This is a genomic window from Streptomyces sp. NPDC006259 (genome assembly GCF_042870975.1).
GTDB lineage: Bacteria > Actinomycetota > Actinomycetes > Streptomycetales > Streptomycetaceae > Streptomyces.
In genome coordinates, this window is the sequence record NZ_JBIAHY010000008.1 from 347,309 (window position 1) to 369,647 (window position 22,339).

24 protein-coding genes are annotated in these 22,339 nt (G+C 72.0%); 9 read left to right on the plus strand and 15 right to left on the minus strand.

Annotated features, from left to right (window positions below; translation table 11 throughout):
* The first annotated feature begins 49 nt into the window (after positions 1-49).
* Complete coding sequence (locus ACFYO5_RS31355) at positions 50-412, plus strand: DsrE family protein (protein ID WP_356569032.1); 363 nt, start codon at positions 50-52, stop codon at positions 410-412.
* 236 nt (positions 413-648) lie between these two features.
* Here ACFYO5_RS31355 and ACFYO5_RS31360 read toward each other — a convergent pair whose 3' ends face one another.
* The 8 genes from ACFYO5_RS31360 to ACFYO5_RS31395 form a co-directional block, all read right to left on the minus strand.
* Positions 649-909 (minus strand): DUF3099 domain-containing protein, encoded by a 261-nt coding sequence (locus ACFYO5_RS31360; protein ID WP_388715171.1) that lies wholly within the window; start codon positions 907-909, stop codon positions 649-651.
* A 166-nt stretch (positions 910-1,075) separates the two neighbouring features.
* On the minus strand, positions 1,076-1,363 hold the full coding sequence (locus ACFYO5_RS31365; protein ID WP_004986406.1) for a DUF1416 domain-containing protein: 288 nt from the start codon (positions 1,361-1,363) through the stop codon (positions 1,076-1,078).
* 45 nt (positions 1,364-1,408) lie between these two features.
* The gene (locus tag ACFYO5_RS31370) at positions 1,409-2,248 is read right to left on the minus strand and encodes a sulfurtransferase (protein WP_356569028.1); all 840 of its coding nucleotides are present in this window, start codon (positions 2,246-2,248) and stop codon (positions 1,409-1,411) included.
* Positions 2,249-2,384: 136 nt separating this feature from the next.
* Complete coding sequence (locus ACFYO5_RS31375; RefSeq protein WP_353850233.1) at positions 2,385-2,468, minus strand: Ms5788A family Cys-rich leader peptide; 84 nt, start codon at positions 2,466-2,468, stop codon at positions 2,385-2,387.
* Positions 2,469-2,673: 205 nt separating this feature from the next.
* Positions 2,674-3,408 carry a DUF2993 domain-containing protein gene (locus ACFYO5_RS31380; protein ID WP_356569026.1) on the minus strand — a complete coding sequence of 245 codons (735 nt, stop codon included), beginning with the start codon at positions 3,406-3,408 and terminating at the stop codon, positions 2,674-2,676.
* Positions 3,409-3,520: 112 nt separating this feature from the next.
* On the minus strand, positions 3,521-4,891 hold the full coding sequence (locus ACFYO5_RS31385) for a hypothetical protein (RefSeq protein WP_388715176.1): 1,371 nt from the start codon (positions 4,889-4,891) through the stop codon (positions 3,521-3,523).
* A gap of 1 nt (position 4,892) precedes the next feature.
* Positions 4,893-5,147, minus strand: coding sequence for a MoaD/ThiS family protein (locus tag ACFYO5_RS31390; RefSeq protein WP_356569022.1), 255 nt, complete (start codon positions 5,145-5,147; stop codon positions 4,893-4,895).
* A gap of 42 nt (positions 5,148-5,189) precedes the next feature.
* Complete coding sequence (locus tag ACFYO5_RS31395) at positions 5,190-6,029, minus strand: alpha/beta hydrolase (RefSeq protein ID WP_388715179.1); 840 nt, start codon at positions 6,027-6,029, stop codon at positions 5,190-5,192.
* Between the two features lie 183 nt (positions 6,030-6,212).
* On the opposite strand from ACFYO5_RS31395, the gene ACFYO5_RS31400 reads away from it, so the two are divergent.
* The 7 genes from ACFYO5_RS31400 (at position 6,213) to ACFYO5_RS31430 (ending at position 14,103) form a co-directional block, all read left to right on the plus strand.
* Positions 6,213-6,992, plus strand: coding sequence for a response regulator transcription factor (locus ACFYO5_RS31400; RefSeq protein WP_356569018.1), 780 nt, complete (start codon positions 6,213-6,215; stop codon positions 6,990-6,992).
* Between the two features lie 86 nt (positions 6,993-7,078).
* Entirely contained in the window at positions 7,079-8,101 is a 1,023-nt protein-coding gene (locus ACFYO5_RS31405) for a LacI family DNA-binding transcriptional regulator (protein ID WP_388715182.1), read from the plus strand.
* A gap of 162 nt (positions 8,102-8,263) precedes the next feature.
* Complete coding sequence (locus tag ACFYO5_RS31410) at positions 8,264-9,430, plus strand: S1C family serine protease (protein ID WP_388715186.1); 1,167 nt, start codon at positions 8,264-8,266, stop codon at positions 9,428-9,430.
* A gap of 29 nt (positions 9,431-9,459) precedes the next feature.
* Complete coding sequence (locus tag ACFYO5_RS31415; protein WP_388715189.1) at positions 9,460-9,669, plus strand: hypothetical protein; 210 nt, start codon at positions 9,460-9,462, stop codon at positions 9,667-9,669.
* A 54-nt stretch (positions 9,670-9,723) separates the two neighbouring features.
* Entirely contained in the window at positions 9,724-10,455 is a 732-nt protein-coding gene (locus tag ACFYO5_RS31420) for a response regulator transcription factor (RefSeq protein WP_388715192.1), read from the plus strand.
* Positions 10,452-11,894 carry a sensor histidine kinase gene (locus ACFYO5_RS31425; RefSeq protein ID WP_388715195.1) on the plus strand — a complete coding sequence of 481 codons (1,443 nt, stop codon included), beginning with the start codon at positions 10,452-10,454 and terminating at the stop codon, positions 11,892-11,894. Before ACFYO5_RS31420 ends, ACFYO5_RS31425 begins: the two co-directional genes overlap by 4 nt.
* 127 nt (positions 11,895-12,021) lie before the next feature.
* Complete coding sequence (locus ACFYO5_RS31430) at positions 12,022-14,103, plus strand: pectinesterase family protein (RefSeq protein WP_388715198.1); 2,082 nt, start codon at positions 12,022-12,024, stop codon at positions 14,101-14,103.
* On the opposite strand, the gene ACFYO5_RS31435 is transcribed toward ACFYO5_RS31430, so the two are convergent.
* Together ACFYO5_RS31435 and ACFYO5_RS31440 are read right to left on the minus strand one after the other, a co-directional pair.
* Positions 14,100-14,219 (minus strand): DUF397 domain-containing protein, encoded by a 120-nt coding sequence (locus ACFYO5_RS31435; RefSeq protein ID WP_388715201.1) that lies wholly within the window; start codon positions 14,217-14,219, stop codon positions 14,100-14,102. The genes ACFYO5_RS31430 and ACFYO5_RS31435 overlap by 4 nt on opposite strands.
* A 256-nt stretch (positions 14,220-14,475) precedes the next feature.
* On the minus strand, positions 14,476-16,278 hold the full coding sequence (locus tag ACFYO5_RS31440; RefSeq protein WP_388715203.1) for a bifunctional metallophosphatase/5'-nucleotidase: 1,803 nt from the start codon (positions 16,276-16,278) through the stop codon (positions 14,476-14,478).
* 295 nt (positions 16,279-16,573) lie between these two features.
* Here ACFYO5_RS31440 and mshD point away from each other — a divergent pair, with 295 nt between their 5' ends.
* Positions 16,574-17,500 (plus strand): mycothiol synthase, encoded by a 927-nt coding sequence (mshD, locus tag ACFYO5_RS31445; RefSeq protein ID WP_388715206.1) that lies wholly within the window; start codon positions 16,574-16,576, stop codon positions 17,498-17,500.
* Between the two features lie 12 nt (positions 17,501-17,512).
* Here the strand turns inward: mshD and ACFYO5_RS31450 are convergent, their stop codons facing one another.
* From ACFYO5_RS31450 to ACFYO5_RS31470, 5 genes are all read right to left on the minus strand, one after another.
* Complete coding sequence (locus tag ACFYO5_RS31450) at positions 17,513-18,277, minus strand: ABC transporter (RefSeq protein ID WP_388715209.1); 765 nt, start codon at positions 18,275-18,277, stop codon at positions 17,513-17,515.
* Positions 18,265-19,821 carry an ABC transporter permease gene (locus ACFYO5_RS31455; RefSeq protein ID WP_388715212.1) on the minus strand — a complete coding sequence of 519 codons (1,557 nt, stop codon included), beginning with the start codon at positions 19,819-19,821 and terminating at the stop codon, positions 18,265-18,267. Before ACFYO5_RS31455 ends, ACFYO5_RS31450 begins: the two co-directional genes overlap by 13 nt.
* Positions 19,818-20,687: an ABC transporter ATP-binding protein gene (locus tag ACFYO5_RS31460; RefSeq protein ID WP_388715215.1), complete on the minus strand. Its 870-nt coding sequence runs from the start codon at positions 20,685-20,687 to the stop codon at positions 19,818-19,820. Before ACFYO5_RS31460 ends, ACFYO5_RS31455 begins: the two co-directional genes overlap by 4 nt.
* A gap of 47 nt (positions 20,688-20,734) precedes the next feature.
* Complete coding sequence (locus ACFYO5_RS31465; RefSeq protein ID WP_388715218.1) at positions 20,735-21,577, minus strand: zf-HC2 domain-containing protein; 843 nt, start codon at positions 21,575-21,577, stop codon at positions 20,735-20,737.
* Between the two features lie 67 nt (positions 21,578-21,644).
* Positions 21,645-22,196 carry an RNA polymerase sigma factor gene (locus ACFYO5_RS31470; protein WP_388715220.1) on the minus strand — a complete coding sequence of 184 codons (552 nt, stop codon included), beginning with the start codon at positions 22,194-22,196 and terminating at the stop codon, positions 21,645-21,647.
* Positions 22,197-22,339: the final 143 nt, after the last annotated feature.

The window sequence follows — 22,339 nt, forward strand, 5'->3', positions numbered from 1 at the left end:
ACTCGTCGTCAACACGGGGAGTTGTAGTGGGGGTGATTACGATTCGGGCATGGCCAAGAAACTCGTGATCAAGGTGACGGCGGGGGCCGATGCCCCCGAACGGTGTTCCCAGGCGTTCACGGTGGCGGCGGTGGCGGTGGCCAGCGGGGTGGAGGTCTCCCTGTGGCTGACCGGGGAGTCCGCCTGGTTCGCGCTGCCCGGCCGGGCCGCCGAGTTCGAACTGCCGCATGCCGCCCCGCTGCCCGACCTGCTCGACTCCCTCCTGCGGGGCGGCCGGGTCACGCTGTGCACGCAGTGCGCGGCCCGGCGGGACATCACCGAGAAGGACGTCCTGGAGGGCGTACGGATCGCCGGGGCGCAGGTGTTCGTGCAGGAGGCGCTGGCGGACGAGACCCAGGCGCTCGTGTACTGAGGCGTCTCCACCCACCGGCGGAACGGGGTGGCCCGAGGGGGCGAGCAGCACCCGTACGTCGTCCTGGGGCCGGTACTCGGCGAGCCGCGCGCCCTCGGCGCCGGCCCGCCCCGTCTCGGACCCCGTCGGGTGCCTCGGCGCACACCTCGTGTCCGAGCGGACGCGGGGAGCACCCGGTCGGCTCGTGCGCGTCGAGCAGCACGGTGGACGACCTCGTGGGGGGCAAGCCCGTCTGCCTACTGGTGCCGCTTCTTCCCGTCCAGCTCGTCCCACCACTCGTCGGACTTGGGATCGCCGGACGGGTCGTCCCACCAGCGGTCCTCGGGGCCGCGCCGGTTGGCGACGATCGCGGCGAGCGGCGGGATGACCATCGCGACCACGCACATCCCGACGGCCACGGGAACCGACCAGAGGCGTACGACGCCCCAGGCCAGGACGAACAGCGCGACGCAGGTGCCCATCATGGCGAAGTAGGCGTGCCGACGGCGGGCGTACATACGTCCAGGGTAGGTCGGACGGGGCGGTCCGGCACGGTTCGCACAGGTGTCGGGCAGGCCGCGGGGCAGGAGCCCGGACAGGCCGCAGGGCCGCACCCCAGGTGTCCAACCCGAGAGGTGCGGCCCTGCGGCCTGTCCGCGTGCGGCTGTGTCGCTCGCGTCCGTCTCAGACGGCGATCGCGACCTCCGCGAGGCCGCCCTGCTGGGCGACGACCGTGCGGTCGGCGGTGCCGCCGGGCACGAGGGCGCGGACGGTCCAGGTGCCTTCGGCCGCGTAGAAGCGGAACTGTCCGGTGGCGGAGGTGGGGACCTCCGCGGTGAACTCGCCGGTCGAGTCGAGCAGCCGGACGTAGCCCGTCACCGGCTCGCCGTCGCGGGTCACCTGACCCTGGATGGTGGTCTCACCGGGCTTGATCGTCGAGGCGTCCGGGCCGCCGGCCTTCGCTCCGCACATGTCTCTCTCCAGAGGGGGTCTGACCAGAAGGTCGGGTCGGTGGGGTTACTTGTTGGCGCCCAGCTCGATCGGCACGCCGACGAGGGAGCCGTACTCGGTCCAGGAGCCGTCGTAGTTCTTGACGTTCTCGACACCGAGCAGCTCGTGCAGCACGAACCAGGTCAGGGCCGAGCGCTCGCCGATGCGGCAGTAGGCGATGGTGTCCTTGGCCAGGTCCACCTGCTCGTCGGCGTAGAGGGCCTTCAGCTCCTCGTCCGACTTGAAGGTGCCGTCGTCGTTGGCGTTCTTCGACCACGGGATGTTGCGGGCGCTCGGCACGTGGCCCGGACGCTGCGACTGCTCCTGTGGCAGGTGGGCCGGGGCGAGCAGCTTGCCGGAGAACTCGTCGGGCGACCGGACGTCGACCAGGTTCTGCGAGCCGATGGCCGCCACGACGTCGTCGCGGAAGGCACGGATGGCGGTGTTCTGCGGCTTGGCCCGGTAGGTGGTCTCGGGGCGCTCGGGCACCTCTTCGACCAGCTCGCGGGCGTCCAGCTCCCACTTCTTGCGGCCGCCGTCGAGGAGCTTGACGTTGTCGTGGCCGTAGAGCTTGAAGTACCAGTAGGCGTAGGACGCGAACCAGTTGTTGTTGCCGCCGTACAGGATGACCAGGGTGTCGTTGCCGATGCCCTTCGCCGACAGGAGCTTCTCGAAGCCCTCCTGGTCGATGAAGTCACGGCGGACCGGGTCCTGGAGGTCCTGGGTCCAGTCGATCCGGATCGCGTTCCTGATGTGGTTCTTCTCGTACGCGGACGTGTCCTCGTCGACCTCGACGATGGCGATGTCCGTGTTGTCGAGGTTTGCCTCGACCCAGTCGGCGTCGACCAGGACGTCGCTGCGGCTCATGCTCGTTCTCCTCCGGGGCAGTTACGGCGGGGTGCAAGAAAGGAGGGTGCGCGGTCGGGACTCGCCGGCGGCCGACGCACGGACGCTCCTCGATGGAGGGCGTCGGGAGGGCGCGGAAGGCCGGCTGGGCTTCCGCTCAGACAGGGCGACAGAGCATGGCGGCGACGCGGCACAGGTCTACTGCCCGCCGCTTCGTGAGATCCGCCTGTCGCTGCTTCATGCGGTCGATCGTAGGGACGTAGGGGTGGACGTGTCACCAGTGCTCCGCATGGTGAGACGTCATCGTCCGCATAGTGAGAAACGCAGAGCGCCCGGGCCGTCACCGCACGGCTTCCGGGCGCTCCTGGTCATCGGTGTCGGTCAGCACACCTGTGCCACGGACGGGGCGTCTCGCCTGTCGGACACCGCCGTCCATCGGTGGTGGACTACCCGGCGAGACGGACGTGGGAACCCTTCACCGTGATCTCCACACCGTTCTTCGCGGCCTCGACCTTGTCGAGCTGGATGCCGCCGGGCAGGTCGTCGATCTTCTGCTCGAAGTCGGTGATGCCGCGCACCTCGTCCTCGGCGACCTGGAACGGACCGAAGCTGGGCAGCGAGTCGGCGTGCACCCGTACGGTGTCGCCCTCGGCGGTGACCGTGCTCAGCACGGAGACGGGCTGCGGCAGCTTGGTGCCGCCGATGCTCGCCTCGACGGTGACCTTGATCTTGCCGTTGCCGCCGTCGGAGAGACCGATGACCCGGGCCGTGGCCGGGCCGATCTCGGTGGGCTCGGACTTGGCGGTCTTCAGCAGCTCCGCGTAGCTGATCGACGCGGTGCCGGTGGCGCGGGACGCGGTGGCGGAACTGTAGTCGCCGGAGAACTCGACGCCCTTCATGTTCGCCTCGAGATCGTCGATGCGGATCTTCTGGCCGTCGGCGCCGGCGACGGCCTCGTAGCCGTCGATGCCGACCTCGACGTCGTCCAGCTCACCGCCGGCGACCTGGGTGAGGAAGGGGAAGCCCTTGATGGACACGTCCGGGGTGGTCGCCAGGTTCTCGTTGGCCCGGAGCTTGTCCGCGACCTCGCCCTCGGCGAAGTTCACGGCGAGGCGGTCGGCGAGCACGAACAGGCCGCCCAGGACCACGACGACGACCAGCAGTATTCGAAGCGCTCGCATGCGGTGGTTCCCCCACGATCATCGGACGGTCATTGACCACTCACGGTAACTCCGAACGCGGAGGGTGGCCGGAATTGTCGATCACCTGTGACACGGGCGGACGCCCGGGTCCCTACCCCAGCGCTCGTCCCAGCACGTACACCGCCGGTGCCGCGGCGGCCAGCGGCAGGGCCACACCCGCCGTGAAGTGCACGAAGCGCGACGGGTAGTCATAACTGGCCACCCGGTGGCCGATCAGCGCGCAGACCGCCGCTCCCGCGCCGAGCAGCGCCCCCTCGGCACCCAGTCCGGTCATCCCGCCGACCGCGATGCCGGCGCCCGCCGCCGCGAGCAGCGCGACGACCACCGAGGCGGGCGTCGGCAGCGGCAGCGCCCGGGCCACCACGGCGACGGCGACGGCGGTGGCGCCGACCGCCACGGCGTCCGGGTCGGCCCCGAGGTGGCCGGTGGCCAGGATCGCCAGGGCGGCCGAGACGACCGTCGCCATCAGGCCGTACATGCGCTCGTCGGGGTCGGCGTGCGAGCGGAGCTGGAGGACGAGGCAGAGCAGGACCCAGACGCCGAGGCTGCCCAGGATCGCGGCCGGGGCGTTGTCCCGGCCGGCCGCGAGGAGCGCCACGTCGGAGACCAGCGCGCCGAGGAAGGCCAGCGCGATGCCCTGCCGGGCGGGCCACATGCCGTTCAGCCGGAACCAGCCGGCCGCCGTGACGGCCTGGAGGACGACGAGCGGGACGGCCAGCGCGTAGGTGCCGATCGCCGCCGTACCGGCCAGGAGCAGGCCGAGGAGCGCGGTGAGCGCGGCGGGCTGCATGCCGGGTTCGATGATCGGCGAGCGGCCTTCGAGGCGGGCCCGCTGCGCGTCGGTGACGCGGGCGTTGCCGGCCATGGTGGCGGGCCCGTAGGACGGCCCGCCCTCACCCTCCGGCGGCGCCTCGGGGACGGCGGGCGCGGGGACGGGGGCGGGGGCCGGCACGGGCGGTGCGGCATGGGCCACCGGCTGCTCACCGTACGACGCCTGCTGACCGTACGAGGCCTGGTGCCCGTACGACGGCCGCGGGTCGTACGACTCCTGGTACCGCGCCTGCTGCTCGTGCGAGGGCTGCTGGTACTGGCCCTGCTGGTACTGGCCCTGCTGGTACTGGCCCTGCCCGTACTGATCCGGTGGGTACTGCTCCTGCTGGTACTGGCCCTGCCGGCCCTGCTCCTGCTCCTGCTGGGATCGGGGGGCCTGCTGCCGCCAGGCCGGGGCCTCGCCCGTCTGCGGGGGCAGGTAGGCCGTCTCCGCCGGGTCCGCCGCCGCGACGGGCGGCTGCACGCTGGTCTCCCAGGTCTGTCCCTGCCACTGCTGGGTGTGCTGGACATGGGCCTGCGGGTCCTCGTACCCGTGGTCCCGCCGGGCGGGCCACTCCTGCTGCTGCGGGGTCTGCTGCTGGTACGGGTCGTACCCCTGCGGGTACTGCCCCTCGTACGGCTGGTCGCTCATCTCACCCTCCTGCGAACGGCGGGAGCACCTCGACCGTGCCGCCGTCGGCCAGCCGTACCGTCTCATGTCCGCGGGTGCCCACGGGGTCACCGTCGACGAGGAACGAGCACCGCTGAAGCACCCGCGCGAGTTCGCCGGGGTGTCGCTCGCGCGCGGCCCGGAGCGCCTCGGCGAGGGTGTCCGCGTCGTGCGGCTCCTCGGCTACTCCGGCCGCGGCCTTGGCGGCCGCCCAGTAGCGCACCGTGACCTTCGCCATCTCGTCCCTCAGTCAGTCTCTTCGGTGGTCGACGGGATCAGGCTAGCCCGCCCGCGCGGCCGTCCAGGTACCGATGCGGGTGAGGAGGTCGTCGGTGGCGGCGTGCTCGGCGTGGCCCATGCCGGGCTCCACCCAGAGTTCGCCGTGGTCACCGGCGGCCTCGGCCAGCATGCGGGGGTGATCGAGGGGAAAGTAGCCGTCGCTGTCGCCGTGGACCAGCAGCAGGGGCGTGGGCGCGATCCTGGGGACCGCCTCCACCGGGGAGAGCGGAACCGGGTCCCAGTCCCGGTGGTGGATGCGGGTGCGGAAGCCGTAGCGGCCGACCAGGCGGCCCGCGGGGCGGGTGACCAGCCAGTGCAGCCGGCGCATGGGGGCCGTACCCCGGTAGTACCAGCGGGCGGGGGCGCTGACGGAGACCACCGCGTCGACCGTGCCGGTGTGCAGGGCCGCGTGCCGCAGCACCACCGAGCCGCCCATGGAGAAGCCGACGGTCGCCACGCGCGTGTGCCCGAGCCGGCGGGCCAGGGCCACGGCCGCGTCGAGGTCGAGGACCTCGCGGTCGCCCACGGTGGAGCGGCCGCCGGAGCGTCCGTGCCCGCGGAAGGAGAAGGTGACGACGGCCCCGTGGCGGGCGAGCGCCGAAGCGATCCGGCGCACGTGCGGGCGGTCCACGTCGCCGGTGAAGCCGTGCGCCACGACGAACACCAGGCCGCGGGAAGGGGACGCCGAGGTGTCGTCCACGGCCGCACCCGGGTCGTACACGGAATCGATGGAGACGCCGTCGGCCGTGGGCAGGAACGTCCGCGACGGTGTCCTCGTGCCCGTCTCAGCACTCGGACGAACGGTGGAACGTGCCACATGACCTGCCGGACCGTTGCTCATGTGGGCTATTCTGCTGGGCAGAGGACTCGGGCAGCGTAGCCCCCGGGTCCTTTTGTGCTTTCGGAAGCGTTGTATACGAAGCGGGAAACAGCAGGTGACCGCAGGTGTACGGGCCCCGGGACGCGCAGCGCAGTGCCGCAGTGCCGCAAACGTCCTCGCAGGGACCGAGGAGGAACCAGACGTATGAGTTCTCTGCTGCTCCTGACCAACGCCCTCCAGCCGTCGACGGAGGTGCTGCCCGCGCTCGGACTTCTGCTGCACAACGTGCGGGTGGCTCCCGCGGAGGGCCCCGCCCTCGTCGACACCCCGGGCGCCGACGTCATCCTGATCGACGGGCGCCGTGACCTCCCGCAGGTCCGCAGCCTGTGCCAGCTGCTGCGCTCCACCGGCCCCGGCTGTCCGCTCATCCTGGTCGTCACCGAGGGCGGCCTCGCCGCCGTCACCGCCGACTGGGGCATCGACGACGTCCTGCTCGACACCGCCGGCCCGGCGGAGGTCGAGGCACGGCTTCGGCTGGCGATGGGCCGCCAGCAGATCGTCAACGACGACTCCCCCATGGAGATCCGCAACGGCGACCTGTCGGTCGACGAGGCGACCTACTCCGCCAAGCTCAAGGGCCGCGTCCTCGACCTCACCTTCAAGGAGTTCGAACTCCTGAAGTACCTGGCGCAGCACCCGGGCCGCGTCTTCACCCGCGCCCAGCTCCTCCAGGAGGTCTGGGGCTACGACTACTTCGGCGGCACCCGGACCGTCGACGTGCACGTACGACGGCTGCGCGCCAAGCTCGGCCCGGAGCACGAGTCGCTGATCGGAACCGTCCGCAACGTCGGTTATCGATTCGTTACCCCCGAGAAGGTCGACCGCGCCGCCGAGGAGGCCAAGGCCGCGGCGGACCGGGCAAAACCGGAGGATGGGGACACCGAGGCGTCCGTGGGCGCCGAGGAGATCTCCGCCGAGGCGTAGCCGCCGCTCAGGCGGGGCGTCGCTTCCGCACAGGGAAGCCGTGAGACGCCCTGCCCCGGGCGGATCCATCCGCGTAGACTCCGCGCGTGGCCAAGGTAACCAGGGATGACGTGGCACGGCTGGCGGGGACGTCCACCGCCGTCGTCAGCTATGTCATCAACAACGGACCCCGGCCGGTCGCCCCGGCCACGCGCGAGCGTGTCCTCGCCGCCATCAAGGAACTGTCGTACCGGCCCGACCGGGTCGCGCAGGCGATGGCGTCACGGCGGACGGACCTCATAGGCCTGATCGTGCCGGACGCGCGCCAGCCCTTCTTCGGGGAGATGGCGCACGCGGTCGAACAGGCCGCGTCCGAGCGCGGAAAAATGGTGCTGGTCGGCAACTCCGACTACGTCGGCGAGCGCGAGGTCCACTATCTGCGCGCCTTCCTGGGCATGCGGGTCTCCGGCCTGATCCTCGTCAGCCACGCGCTGAACGACAACGCCGCCGCCGAGATCGACGCCTGGGACGCCCGGGTGGTGCTGCTGCACGAGCGCCCGGAGGCCATCGACGACGTCGCCGTCGTCACCGACGACCTGGGCGGCGCCCAGCTCGCCGTCCGCCACCTCCTGGAGCACGGCTACGACTACGTGGCCTGTGTGGGCGGCACCGCGGACACGCCGTCCGTCGGCGACCCGGTCTCCGACCACGTCGAGGGCTGGCGGCGGGCCATGGACGAGGCCGGCATCCCCACCGAGGGCCGGCTGTTCGAGGCCCCCTACAACCGTTACGACGCCTACCAGGTGGGCCTGGAGCTGCTGTCGGGCCCGGACCGGCCGCCGGCCGTCTTCTGCTCCACCGACGACCAGGCGATCGGCCTGCTGCGGGCGGCCCGCGAGCTGCGTATCGACGTGCCCGGCGAACTGGGCGTGGCCGGCTTCGACGACATCAAGGAAGCCGCGCTCGCCGACCCTCCGCTGACCACGGTCGCCTCCGACCGCTCGGCGATGGCCCGCGCGGCCGTCGACCTCGTGCTGGACGACGGGCTGCGGGTCGCGGGCTCGCGCCGCGAGCGGCTCAAGGTGTTCCCGTCCCGGCTGGTGGTCCGCCGCTCCTGCGGCTGCGAGTGAGCCCGTAAGGCCCTGATCAGCCTCCGGCCACCCCATGTGAGAGGTCTCCGAGAGCGACCGGCTTCCTGCCGGTAGCGTCTTCACATCGGGCGTACGAGGTTCTGCCGGGCTTCTCAGGGAGCACTCAGGCGGCTCTCATGGTCGGGGGGAAAGCTCTGTTCCATGACCGAGAGCTTCCGCCGCAGCGGCGAGTACGAGAACCACGAGAACCCGTACCAGGGCGCCCCGCAGCACGCTTCCGCCCCGGTGAACCCGGAGTGGCCGCCCCCGCCGGCGTACCGGCCGGCCGCGCCGCAGCCGGTCGGAGCGCAGCCGGTCGAGCCGGGCGCCGGGTGGGGGTCGCCGGCCCAGTCCGGCGGCGCCCGGGACACCGCGGCCGCCGGCGACGGCAACGGCGGCGGGACCGCTCTCCTGACCCCCGTGGCCGCCGAGCCCGCACCCGTTCCCCCGAGGAGGCGCGCGACGCGCGGCCCGATGGCGCTGCTCGCCGCCGTGGCGATCGTCGCCGCCGCGATCGGCGGCGGCACCGCCTACGGCATCCAGGAGCTGACCGGCAAGGACCAGGTCGTCGCCTCCTCCACGACCACCAGCGTGGTGCCGGCCAGCAAGAGCGGTGACGTGGCCAGCATCGCCGCCGCGGTCAGCCCGAGCGTCGTCGAGATCAACGCCACCCTCAGCGGCGGCTCCTCGACCGGCTCCGGCGTGATCATCACCAGCGACGGCGAGATCCTCACCAACAACCACGTCATCGCCGGCGCCTCCTCGATCAAGGTGTCCACCAGCGACGGCAAGGAGTACACCGCCAAGGTCGTCGGCACCGACAGCAAGAAGGACCTGGCACTGATCAAGCTGGAGAACGCCTCCGGCCTGAGGACGGCCACCCTCGGCAACTCCGACGGCGTCAAGGTCGGCGACACGGTCGTGGCGATCGGCTCCCCCGAGGGCCTCACCGGCACCGTGACCAGCGGCATCGTCTCCGCCCTCGACCGGGACGTGACCGTCTCCACCGACGAGAGCCAGGGCCAACAGCAACAGCAGCAGGGCGGCGGCTGGCCGTTCGAGTTCGGCGGCCGGCAGTTCAACGGCGACACCGGCTCGTCCACCACGACGTACAAGGCGCTCCAGACGGACGCCTCCCTCAACCCCGGCAACTCCGGCGGCGCCCTGATCGACGCCAACGGCGACATCATCGGCATCAACTCCGCGATGTACTCCGCCGCCGACGCCACCTCCTCCACCGCCGGCAGTGTCGGCCTCGGCTTCGCCATCCCGGTCAACACCGTCAAGGCCGACCTCGCCACCCTGCGGGCCGGCGGCTCCGACAGCTGAATCCCCTTCCAGCACTCAGGGAGTACGTCATGATCAAGCAGGTTTCGCACCCGGTGACCGGCGTCGGCCCGGCCGACCTCGCCCTGGCCCTCGACGTGGCGTACGCACTGCACGCCCCGACGGCACCGGCCCGCCCCGCCGAGGTCGCCGTCCCGCAGCTGATGGGTCTGCGTACCGGTGCCACCCGCCCGCACCGCCGCAAGGTGCCGTTGAACCGGCTCACTACGATGCGAGGCTGAGAGCGACACCGCCCGCAGCACCCGCCCCCCCCACCGCACCCGAGGATCCACGCCATGAGCCCCGCCGAAGGCGACCGTGACACCCAGCGCATCCTGATCGTCGACGACGAGCCGGCGGTGCGCGAAGCGCTCCAGCGCAGCCTCGCCTTCGAGGGCTACGCCACAGAGGTCGCCGTGGACGGCGCGGACGCCCTGGAGAAGGCGACCGCCTACCGGCCCGACCTGGTCGTCCTCGACATCCAGATGCCCCGCATGGACGGCCTCACCGCCGCCCGCCGCATCCGCGGCGCCGGGGACACCACCCCGATCCTCATGCTGACCGCCCGCGACACCGTCGGCGACCGCGTCACCGGGCTCGACGCGGGCGCCGACGACTACCTGGTCAAGCCCTTCGAACTGGACGAGCTGTTCGCCCGCGTGCGGGCCCTGCTGCGGCGCAGCTCCTACGCGGCGGCGGCCGGCGCGAACACCGACGACGACGCCCTCACCTTCGCCGACCTGCGCATGAACCTCGCCACCCGGGAGGTGACGCGCGCCGGACGGGCCGTGGAACTGACCCGTACCGAGTTCACCCTGCTGGAGATGTTCATGGCGCACCCGCGCCAGGTCCTCACCCGCGAGCAGATCCTCAAGGCGGTGTGGGGCTTCGACTTCGAGCCCTCGTCCAACTCCCTCGACGTGTACGTCATGTACCTGCGCCGCAAGACGGAGGCGGGCGGCGAACCGCGCCTCGTGCACACCGTGCGCGGCGTGGGATACGTGTTGCGGCAGGGCGGCGCGGAGTGAACAGGGTCGTACGACGGTTCCGGACCCTTCCCATCAGGGCCCGGCTGTCGATGCTGGTCGCCGCGGCGGTCGCGTTCGCGGTGGCGGCGGTTTCGGTGACCTGCTGGTTCATCGTGCAGGGGAAGTTGTACGAGCAGGTCGACGGCGATCTGCAGCACGGCATGCGGGCGCCCAAGATGGAACTTCTGAACGCCCTCAACAACTGCACGGACAGCCCGGAGGGCACCACCACCCCGTTCCGGAACAACTACATCCAGGTGGTCAAGGAGGACGGGACCGCCTGTCTCGTCCAGGACTCCATCGGCAAGGTCAAGGTCAGCCAGTCCGACAGGCGGCAGATCGAGGACGGCAACACCGACGAGCTGTACTTCCGTGACGGCACGGACTCCGACGGCGAATCCGTCCGAGTCATGGTCCAGCCCCTGGGCGGCACCACCACCGTCAGCGGGGAGCCCGGCCCCAACGTCGGTCTGATCGTCGCACTCTCCCTGAAGGGCACCGAGAAGACCCTCAACGAACTCGCCCTCGTCCTCCTCCTCGTCTCCGGGATCGGAGTCCTCGGCGCCGGCGCCGCGGGTCTGGCCGTGGCCCGCGCGGGTCTGCGGCCCGTGGACAAGCTGACCGAGGCCGTCGAGCATGTGGCCCGCACCGATGACCTCGGCATCCGCATCCCCGTGGAGGAGGACGCCGAGGACGAGGTGGCCCGCCTCTCCCGCTCCTTCAACTCGATGACGGCCTCCCTGGCCAACTCCCGAGCACTGCAACAGCAGTTGATCGCGGACGCGGGCCACGAACTCCGCACCCCCCTCACCTCCCTCCGCACCAACATCGAACTCCTCAGCCGCAGCGAGGAGACGGGCCGCCCCATCCCGGAGGCGGACCGCAAGGCGCTCCTCGCGTCCGTCAAGGCGCAGATGACCGAACTGGCCGCGCTCATCGGTGACCTCCAGGAGCTGTCCCGCTCGGACGCCCAGCGGGGTGAGCGGGTCCAGGTGGTCTCCCTGGAGGACACCGTGGAGTCGGCCCTGCGCCGGGCACGGCTGCGCGGCCCGGAGCTGACGATCACGGCCTCGCTGGATCCCTGGTACGTCCGGGCGGAGCCGGCCGCGCTGGAGCGGGCGGTGGTCAACATCCTGGACAACGCGGTGAAGTTCAGCCCGGTGGGCGGCTCCGTCGAGGTCGGTCTCGCCGACGGTGTCCTGACCGTCCGCGACCACGGCCCCGGCATTCCCGAGGACGAACTCCCGCACGTCTTCGACCGGTTCTGGCGCTCCCCGAGCGCGAGGGCCCTGCCGGGCTCGGGCCTCGGCCTGGCGATCGTCGCGCGCACGGTCCGGCAGGCGGGCGGCGAGATCACGCTGGCCGGCGCGGAGGGCGACGGCACGCTGGTGACCGTACGTCTGCCCGGGGCGCCGACGCCTCCGCCCGAGCTGCCGTAGGACGTGCGCGGCCGTACTCCCCGGGAGAGTGCGGGAGTTCGGCAACCTTTCCGCCGTGGGCGGCGACCATCCCGTGACCCGCATCTCTTCCGGGTGGTCCCCCTCCCACGGAAACGGAACCCCACACATGACCGACATCCGTCGCAAGCCCCGGCACCGCAGGCGCAGGACCGCCGTGGCGGTGGGCGTGCCCCTCGCCCTCACGGCCGCCGGCACCTTCGCCTACGGCACGGACCTCGGACTGTTCGGCGCGGACGCGCAGGCCAGCGCGTCCGCGGCCACCGCCGCACCCGCCTGGGCGACCGCCACCGCGGACGGCTTCGCGTCCGTGAACGCGCTCGGCCAGAACGGGACGTACGGCGGCCGGGACGGCAGGACCGTCACCGTGAAGACGCTCGCCGATCTGGAGAAGTACGCGACCGCCGCGGAGCCGTACGTCATCGTCGTCGCGGCGACGATCGACATGAAGCCGGTCGGCAAGGAGATCAGGGTCGCCTCCGACAAGACGATCGTGGGCTCCGGAACCTCCGGGCAGATCGTCGGCGGCGGGTTCTTCCTCGGCACCGGCGTCCACAACGTGATCATCCGGAACCTGACCATCCGGGACGCGTACCAGGGCGTGTGGAACGACAAGGAACACGACTTCGACGGCATCCAGATGGACGGCGCCCACCACGTCTGGATCGACCACAACGACATCCGGCACATGGCCGACGGGCTCATCGACAGCCGCAAGGACACCACCTACCTGACCGTCTCCTGGAACAAGCTCAGCCAGGAGAACAAGGCCTTCGGCATCGGCTGGACCGAGAACGTCACCGCGGACATCACCATCCACCACAACTGGATCCGCGAGACCGAGCAGCGCAACCCCTCCACGGACAACGTCGCCCACGCGCACCTCTACAACAACTTCCTGGAGGACGTGGCGGGGACGGACATCAAGTCCTCGTACGGCAACTACAGCCGCGGCGGGACGAACATGATCCTGGAGAACTCCTACTTCCAGGGCATCACCAACCCCGTCGTCCGGGACGCCACCGCCACCCTCGTCCAGCGCGGCAACGTCCTGGCCGGGACCACCGGCAAGAACGAGAGCGGCGGCACGGGCGCGGCCTGGGACCCGAAGAAGTACTACGCGTACACCCTCGACAAGGCCGCCGACGTGCCCGCCCTCCTCAAGTCGGGGGCGGGACCGCGCGCTTCCCTCGGCACGACGGCGGCCACGACCGCCACCACCAAGGCCGCCGCCACGACGCTCACCGTCGCCGCCGACGGCTCCGGGCAGTACAGGACCGTGCAGGCGGCCGTGAACGCCGTACCGGTGAACAACCCCTCGCGCGTCGTCATCTCCGTGAAGCCGGGGACGTACCGCGAACTGGTCAAGGTCCCCTCCAACAAGCCGCACGTCACCATCCAGGGCTCGGGCGGCAGCCGCAAGGACACGACGATCGTCTACAACAACGCGTCCGGCACGCCGAAGCCCGACGGCTCCGGCACGTACGGCACCGGCGGCAGCGCCACCGTCGCCGTGGAGGCGGACGACTTCCAGGCCCGCAACCTGACCATCTCCAACGACTTCGACGAGGCCGCCCACCAGGACATCGCCGGCCAGGCGGTGGCCCTGCGCACCGCCGCCGACAAGGTGCTCCTCGACGGCGTCATCGTCAGCGGCGACCAGGACACCCTGCTGGTGGACACCGCGTCCAAGGACAAGCTGGGCCGCGTCTACATGACGAACTCGTACGTCGTCGGCAACGTCGACTTCATCTTCGGCCGGGCGACCGCGGTGATCGACAAGTCGGTCATCACCCTGAAGAAGCGCTGGAACGGCACCTCCGCCGGCTATGTCACGGCCCCGAGCACGGCGGCCGGCCGCAAGGGCATCCTGATCGCCAACTCCACGGTGAACGGAGACGTCTCCGACCGCACCTTCTACCTCGGCCGCCCCTGGCACGCCGGTGGCGACGCCACCCTCGACCCGCAGACCACGGTCCGCAACACCACCCTGAGTGCCGCGATCCGCACCACGCCCTGGACCGACATGAGCGGCTTCTCCTGGAAGGACGACCGCTTCGCCGAGTACAAGAACAAGGGCGCGGGCGCGGCCACGGGTTCCACGAGCACCGACCGCCCCCTCCTGACCGACGCGCAGGCCGCCAACCAGGAGGTCGCCGACTGGCTGGGCGACTGGACGCCGTCGGCCTAGCCGCGCGACGTGTGAGTCAGGAACGCGGCCCACGAGGCCGCGCCGAAGACGAGCACCCCTCCGTCCGGGACCTTGCTGTCCCGGACGGGGCCGGAGCCGGGGACCGTGTGTTTCATGGTGTCTGTGCTCCTTGCAGCCCTCTGACCGACCGGCCGCCGTCGCTCGTGACTGCGAGCACCGATGTGTCCTCCCCGCTCTCCGGCCCGGGCCCCGCCAGCCCGGCGTACGTCCCGCCCCGCGCCATCAGCTCAGCGTGTGTTCCCGTCTCCACCGGTCGGCGTACGCGCACACGCGGAGAGGCGGCCGCGTCGATGACGCGACCGCCTCTGCGGTGGGAGGACCTCAGGGCCCTCAGGGTCCCGAGGTCCCGGGTCAGTTCAGGATCGTGATGCGGTTCGGCACCGGCGGCGCGATCGGGGCGGTGGCCGAGGAGTTGGCCAGCAGGTACTGCTCCAGGGCGGACAGGTCGTCGAGGCCGACGAGGTCGTTCGTGCCCTGGCCCAGGGTGGTGAAGCCGTCGCCGCCGCCCGCGAGGAAGCTGTTCGTCGCGACGCGGTAGGTGGCGGCCGGGTCGATGGCCGCGCCGTTCAGCTTGATGGAGTCCGTGACGACGCGGTCCGCGCCGCTCTTGGTCAGGTCCAGCGTGTACGACAGGTTCGCCGAGGGCTGGAGGATCTTCGGCGCGCTCGCGTTCCCCCCGCTCACCTGCTCCTTGAGCACCTGGACGAGCTGGGCGCCGGTGAAGTCCTGGAGGTTCACGGTGTTGGCGAACGGCTGGACGGTGAAGCCCTCGGCGTAGGTGACCACGCCGTCGCCCTCGGCGCCCTTGGCGGCGTAGGTCAGACCGGCCCGCACCCCACCGGGGTTCATCAGCGCGAGGTCCGCCTCCGCGTCCAGCTTCTTGCCGTACCAGAGCTGCGCGTCCGCGATCAGGTCGCCCATCGGGGACTCGGTGCCCGTGTTGGGGACGTCGGCGGAGACATGGGCGATCGCACGGTTGCCGATGGGCGCGGCCAGCGTGTTCCACCTGCTGATCAGCTCGGTCATGTCCGTCGCCTTGGGGACGGTCCGGGTGACCACGTGGTTCGCCGACTTCACCGCCGTACGGGCGATGTCACCCGTGAAGCGGTCGTACGTCAGCGTGGTGTCCGTGTAGAGGCGGCCGAACGAGGCGGCCGAGGTCACCGTGCGCGGCTTGCCCGACGGGTCGTTGATCGTGCAGGCGTACGCGGCGTGCGTGTGGCCCGTGACCAGGGCGTCCACCGACGGCGAGATGTTCTTCGCGATGTCGACGATCGGACCGGAGATGCCGTCGCCGGCGCCCGGCGAGTCACAGTTGTAGTTGTAGGAGGTGGAGGCCGGCAGGCCGCCCTCGTGGATCAGCGCCACGATCGACTTCACGCCCTGGCGCTGGAGCTCCTTGGCGTACTTGTTGATCGTCTCGACCTCGTCCTTGAACTTCAGGCCCTTGACGCCCTCCGCGGAGACGATGCCCGGCGTGTCCTCCAGGGTCACGCCGATGAAACCGATCTTGACGTCCTTCTTCTTCCAGACCCAGTACGGCTTCAGGATCGGCTTCCCGGACTTCTCGTCCAGGACGTTCGCCGCGAGGTACGGGAAGTCGGCGCCGCCGAACTCCTCGTCCGTGTAGCAGCCGTCCGTCGGGTGGCAGCCGCCCTTCTGGAGGCGTGCCAGCTCCTTGGCGCCCTCGTCGAACTCGTGGTTGCCGACGGAGGTGACGTCGAGGTCCAGCTTGTTGAGCGCCTCGATGGTGGGCTCGTCGTGGAAGAGACCGGAGATCAGCGGGGAGGCGCCGACCATGTCACCGCCGGCCGCGGTGATCGAGTACTTGTTGCCCTCGCGGGCCTGGCGCAGGTGCGTGGCCAGGTACTCCACACCGCCCGCGTCGATCGTCTTCGTCGTGCCGTCGGCCTGGAGTTCGGTGACCCGGCCGGAGGAACCGCTCGGCGGCTCGAGGTTGCCGTGCAGGTCGTTGAACGACAGCAGTTGCACGTCCTGGTAACGGCTCGGCAGCGGCTTCCCGTGCCTGCCGTCGTGCGCGCCCGCCGGCAGCGCGGCGACCAGCGCGCCGGCGGTGGCCAGACCGGCGGCCGCCGCGAGCAGCCCGTACGTACGGCGTCTGCGGCTCGGATGCGATTGGGCAGTGGCTGGCATGCGCCCCCCTGTGGTGTCTGCTGTGGTGTCGACGTCCTCGGGGCCGGGGAGGCCCTGCGAGGCGTCTGAGGGAGTGGCCCCGTCGGGCCGCAGCCTAGAGTCAACGCGCGTAGCGCGACAGGGGGTTCTTGGTTACATCCTGGTTTCCCTTTGCCCTTTCCTTGTCGTCCGCTGTGCCCCCACCCCCTTCGCCCTCCCTGCCACCGGTACGTCACCGTCCTCCCTTTCCGGATCGAGCCCCGTCCCCTTTCCCGGTGCCGCCACTTTGCCGAGCCCGCCCTTTACCCTCGTACGCATGACCAGCGACGACCCCGTAGCGGCCCCCGGTTCCCGATCCATCGAGACCCTCTCCGCGCTCTCCCCCGCACAGACCGAGGCCGTCCTCGAACTGCTCGCGGAAGCCGCCCACAGCGACGGCCGGCAGGCGGTGTCCGAACAGGGCCGGCTGCAACTGCGCGGTGGCCCTCGCGAGGGCGTCTCCCACCTCCTGCTCTCCGTGGCCGACGAACTCGTCGGCTACGCCCAGCTGGAGGACACCGACCCCGTCGAGGCCCCGGCCGCCGAGCTGGTCGTCCACCCCGCGCACCGCGGGCACGGGCACGGTCGGGCCCTCGGCTCCGCCCTGCTCGCCACCTCCGGCAAACGCCTGCGGGTCTGGGCCCACGGCGGCCACTCCGCCGCCAGGCACCTCGCCCAGGTGCTCGGGCTGACGCTGTTCCGCGAACTGCGCCAGATGCGCCGGCCCTTGACCGACCTCGACCTGCCCGACCCGGTGCTCCCCGAGGGAGTGACCGTCCGGACCTTCGTCTCCGGTCAGGACGACAGCGCCTGGCTGGCCGTCAACGCCGCCGCCTTCGCCCACCATCCCGAACAGGGCTCCCTCACCCAGCGCGACCTCGACGACCGCAAGGCCCAGCCCTGGTTCGACCCCGCCGGCTTCTTCCTCGCCTTCCGCGGGGAGCGGCTCATCGGCTTCCACTGGACGAAGGTCCATGCCGAGGAGGGGCTCGGCGAGGTCTACGTCCTCGGTGTCGCCCCCGGTGCCCAGGGCGGCGGCCTCGGCAAGTCCCTCACCACGATCGGCCTGCGGCATCTGGCGGCCCAGACGCTGCCCACGGCCATGCTCTACGTCGACGCCGACAACAAGGCGGCGGTGTCGGTCTACGAGCGGCTGGGGTTCGTCACGTACGAGACGGATCTGATGTACCGGACGGAGACCTGACGGTCCCGACGCTCATCGCACTCCCCGAGAGGGGGCGCCCCCGGACGGACGGAGCCGCACTGCCCTGCGTCTCAGAGGCTCCGGCGTGCACAGCGCCGTCGACACCAGCGTCACCACCAGGAGCACCGCCCATCTCAGATGGGTCTCCTCCCACCAGCGGTGCCCCGGCAGGGCCAGCAGTCCCCAGCGCGCCGGGAGGAGGACGGCCACCGCGGCCGCCGCGCCGAGCCAGGTCGCCGCTCGCCTTCCCACCTGCGCGCCGTCGGTGAGGCGCACGGCGGCGGTCGCGAGGGCGATGGCGCCGCCGGCCGTCGCCAGGGCCTCCAGGGTGGCCGGGGCCACGGGCGGGCGGGTCGGTCCGGGCAGCAGAAGCAGGGCCGCCGTCCACCACAGGCCGAGGAGCGGGACGGCCATCGCCAGGCGCAGGCCGGCGCGGAGGGGGCGGCCGAGCGGGGTCGCGGCGGTCGTGTGCCGGGCCGGGTCGTCGAGCAGGAAGGCCGCACCCACCGCGCCGGTCAGCGCGGTCAGCCGAAGCACCACCAGGCCCAGGTCCTCTCCCGGTGCCCGGTCCGGCAGCCGCGTACTCGCCGCGAGCAGCAGGCCCGATCCCGCCGTGGCGGTCAACGTCAGCCGGGGCAGGGACCGCCACACCGGCGGGGCGAGGGACCGGAGCAGGGCGCGGAGTCGGGGGCGCGAGGTCGGGCCGTGGCCGTCGGGGTCGGTCACCCGTCGCACGGCTCCACCGCCGTGGCCGTCGGTGCGGGTCAGACGTCGCACGACTCCACCCCCCGCGGCACCGCGACGCCCAGCAGCTCCGCCGCTTCGGCCGTCGAGGTCCGTGCGGAGGTCAGCTCCGCCCAGTGCGCCTTGACCCGGGCGGTGACCTCGGTCCGGGGCCGGGCGAGCAGTTCGCCGATGACCGTCGTCTGGTGGGCCGTCAGGCCCAGTCCGTTCGTGGGGGCCAGGACCTCACCGGAGCCGGTGGTGCTGTCGTCGAGCCGCACGTCCCCGAACGTGGTCGTCGGGGTGGGGTCGGTGCCGAGCACGAGCCACATGATCGTCACCGCGCGGGCGTCGCACATGCCCTTCGTCGTCGCGTCCTCGGTGCCCGCCACCAGGACGGTGGCGACTCCCACCGCGAACTCGGGGACGCGGTTGCCGCCCCAGCGGGTGCCGACCGTCACCTCGCCCGGGGTGGCGGAAGGGGTCAGCGCGGAGTCGGCCTCGATACCGCCGCTGGTGTCGATGCGCTGGCGCACCGTCAGGCGTGCCTCGGCCGCGCTGCCGCCGGCCGCGGACCGGAGCCGGTCGACGACCGCCGCCCAGTCGTCCCGCACACCCTGCCACTCGGGGAAGGAGCAGTACGTCGATCCGTCGTACCGCGTGCACGACTGGACCTTCTGCGGAGTCGTGGACGCCGTCTTCCGGGCCGCCTCCAGGGCTGCCGTGTCCTGCGGGAGCTGACCGATCGCGCCGGCCGCGGTGACCGTGAGGGCGAGGGCGGTCGCCGCCTTGACGGCACGGGTGCGGCCGCCGGACAGCAGGAGGGCCGCGCAGCTCAGCAGGGCGCACAGCCCCAGCAGATAGAGCGCGTGCCAGGCGGAGGGGCGGCCGAGGAGGTCGCTGGGGACCGGGTCGCCGCCGGAGATGCCGGAGAAGACCATCGGGGAGAGCCAGCCCGCCCCCGGGTCGTCCGACTCGGTCCCTTCGCTGGCGAGGACCATCAGCAGGTACGCGGCGACCACGAAGAGCATGGGAGCGAAGGACGTGGGCGCGAGCCGGGCCAGCAGGACGCCGGTGACGCCGGCCATCAGGACGACCAGCGGGCCCACGGCCAGTTCACCGATCGCGCCGTGCCCGATCGCGCCGGGCTTCAGCGCTTCCCGGGTGTACTCGACGGCGACGACGACCGCGGTGAGCGCCCCGAACGGCACCGCGGAGAGCATGTGTGCGAGGACGCGCCGCCAGGGCTCCATCGCCATGACGTCGAACTGCTGGGCCGTGCCGTGCTTGCGCGAGCGCAGGGCGGCGGCGTTGGTGCAGACGAGCAGGGCGATGGCGAGGAGCAGGGGCGCCGTCTGGGTGCCGCGGTCGACCGTGTTGAGGACGGGGTGGTCGCTCATGCCGTCCTGGAACAGCATCCGCGCGGCGGTGAAACCTACGTAGGCCAGCAGGAAGACGAGGACGGGGACCTGGAGGAGGAGTTCGCGGGCCTCGAAGCGGGCCAGGGCGAGAACGGGGCCGGTGCGGCGGCCGCCGGGCTCCTGGGGTTCCGGGAGCCCCGAGGCGGATTCCCGGAGCGTCGTGATCGTGGTGCTCATGCGGTCACCGTCCTGCTGTCGCTGTCGAGGGTGAGCAGATAGCCGTCCTCCAGGGTGGGTTCCACCAGGTCCGCGCCCTCCGGCGGAGTTCCGATGTTGCGGAAGGCGCCGGTGCCGGTGCGCCAGCCGGCCAGGGCGGCCGGATCCCGGTCCGGGCTGCTCCAGACCCGGCCGGCCGCGCGGCCGGTCAGCTCGGCGGGGGTGCCCTCGAAGCGGACGCGGCCCTGCGCGAGGACCACGACCCGGTGGCAGAGCATCGCCACGTCCTCGGTCTGGTGCGTGGACAGCAGGACCGTGCGCCCCTCGCCGGCCTCGGCGATCAGAGCGCGGAAGCGCATCCGCTGTTCCGGGTCGAGACCGACGGTCGGTTCGTCCAGGACGAGGAAATCGGGGTCGCCGACGAGCGCGGCGGCCAGCGCGACACGCTGTCGCATCCCACCGGACAGTCTCTTGATCCGCTTGCCCCGTACGTCGGAGAGGTCGACGGCGTCCAGCACCCGCCGCACCTCGCGGAGCCGGGCGGCACGGTCGGTCAGCTCCTTCAGGATCGCCACGTAGTCGACGAACTCGAAGGCCGTGAAGTCGGGGTGGAATCCCGGTGTCTGGGGGAGGTAGCCGAGCGTGCGGCGCAGGGCGAGGCGGCCGGCCGAGGTGCCGGGGTCGTGGCCCAGGGCGGTGAACTCTCCCCGGTCCGGTGGCACAGCCGTGGCCAGCACCCGCAGCAGGGTGGTCTTCCCGGCGCCGTTCGGGCCGAGCAGTCCGGTGACGCCCCGCGTCAGGCGCAGCGAGACGCCGTCCAGGGCGTGGGTTCCGCCGTAGCGCAGGGAGAGGCCGGTGGCCGTGACGGTCGGGGGCGGGGTGGTCATGCGGGACTCCTGGGATTCCGGTCGGTGGGTGGGGGCCGGCTGGGGCGTCATCCGGCGCCGCCGTCCGTGAAGCCGCCCACGGGACGCGCGTCGAAGCGGTCCCGGGTCTGGTGGAGCAGCACGGTGGCGAGAACCGCGACGGCCGCCGCGACCGACTGCCCGGCCGCCGTGAAGGGCACGAGCGTGGTGGCGGAGTGCGCCTGAGCCTGCGCCACCACCAGCAGCGTCAGCCAGACACCGCCCACCAGGACGGGCGCGAGGACCGGACCCAGCCGGGGGGTCAGCGCCAGTCCGGTGGCCGTCAGGGCGAGCGCGGGCAGCAGCCAGGCCAGGGCCAGCAGTCCGTACCCCGGCAGAGCGAGGGTGGCCAGGCCGTTGAAGGCGAGGCCCGCGGTCAGCACCGCGACCGTCCGGATCATCAGCAGGCGGAACCCGTGCATCGGCGCGACGAGGGCCATCTCGTACGACGGGTCGAGGGCCGGCCCGTACGACAGGGCGACTCCGCCGAGCGGGAGCAGCGGGGCGAGGGCGAGGAACAGCGCGGGCCGGTCCACCACGTGCACCGTCACGACCGTCATGACCAGGAGCGACATCACGGCCAGCAGCCACGACCGGCGCAGCACCGGGGTCGCCGTCAGCAGCCGTGCGGTGTGGTCGGCCACGCCGAGCCGCACCAGCAGCCGCTCGACCGGACTCGGCCGGGGCGCGTCCAGTTCGGCGTCCAGCCGCTCCCAGGCCGCGTCCAGTGCGACCGGGTCGACGGCTCCCGCGAGCCGCGACCGGCATTCGGCACACCCCGTGAGGTGGGTGTCGGCGGACCACAGCAGGGGCGCCGCCAGCTCGCCCCGCGCGTAGGCGCGCAGGTCTTCCTCCGCCACGTGCCACGTCATGCCGGCCCCTCCTTCAGTCTGTCGGCCTCCGCGCGTGCGCGCAGGCGCCCTTCCGCCACGTACCGCCTCATGCCAGCGCCTCCCGCAGGTGCTTGCGGGCCCGCTGGGCCCGCGTCTTGACCGTGCCCGGGGGGATGCCGAGCAGGACGGCGGCCTCCCGGGTGGTGAGTCCGTCGATGACGGTGGCCTGGAGGACCGCCCGCAGCTCCGGCGAGAGACGGGTGAGGGCACCGGCGAGATCTCCGTGCTCCACCCCCGCGAGCACGCGCTCCTCCGCCGAGGCCTCGTCGCGATGGCGGAACCTGGCCAGGGTCTGGCGCAGCCGCCCCCGCGCCCCGTCACCGCGCACGGCGTCGACGAGGCGGCGGGCTCCGATGCGCCACAGCCAGCCGGCCGCGTCCTCGCCGTGGCCCTCCTCACGGAAGCGGGCGGTACCGCGCCACACCGCGAGGAACGTCTCCTGGACGACGTCGTCGACTATCGCGGCGTCGGCGCAGCGGCTGCGCATCCGCGCGGTCAGCCACGGCGCGTAGCGCCGGTACAGCTCCTCGAAGGCGTGACGGTCCCCGTCTGCCGCGATGGCCCGCAGCAGCTCCCCGTCGCTTCTCGTTTCGCTCACATCCCCTCATCGGACGAGCGCCGTCGATCGGTTCACGATCCGGCACCCCAATTTTTTTCCGCCCACGGCCCCCACCGTCGCCCACCGCTCCCCACGCTCGCGCCCCTGCCCCTGCCCCCGCCCCCACGGTCGCCACCGCCTCC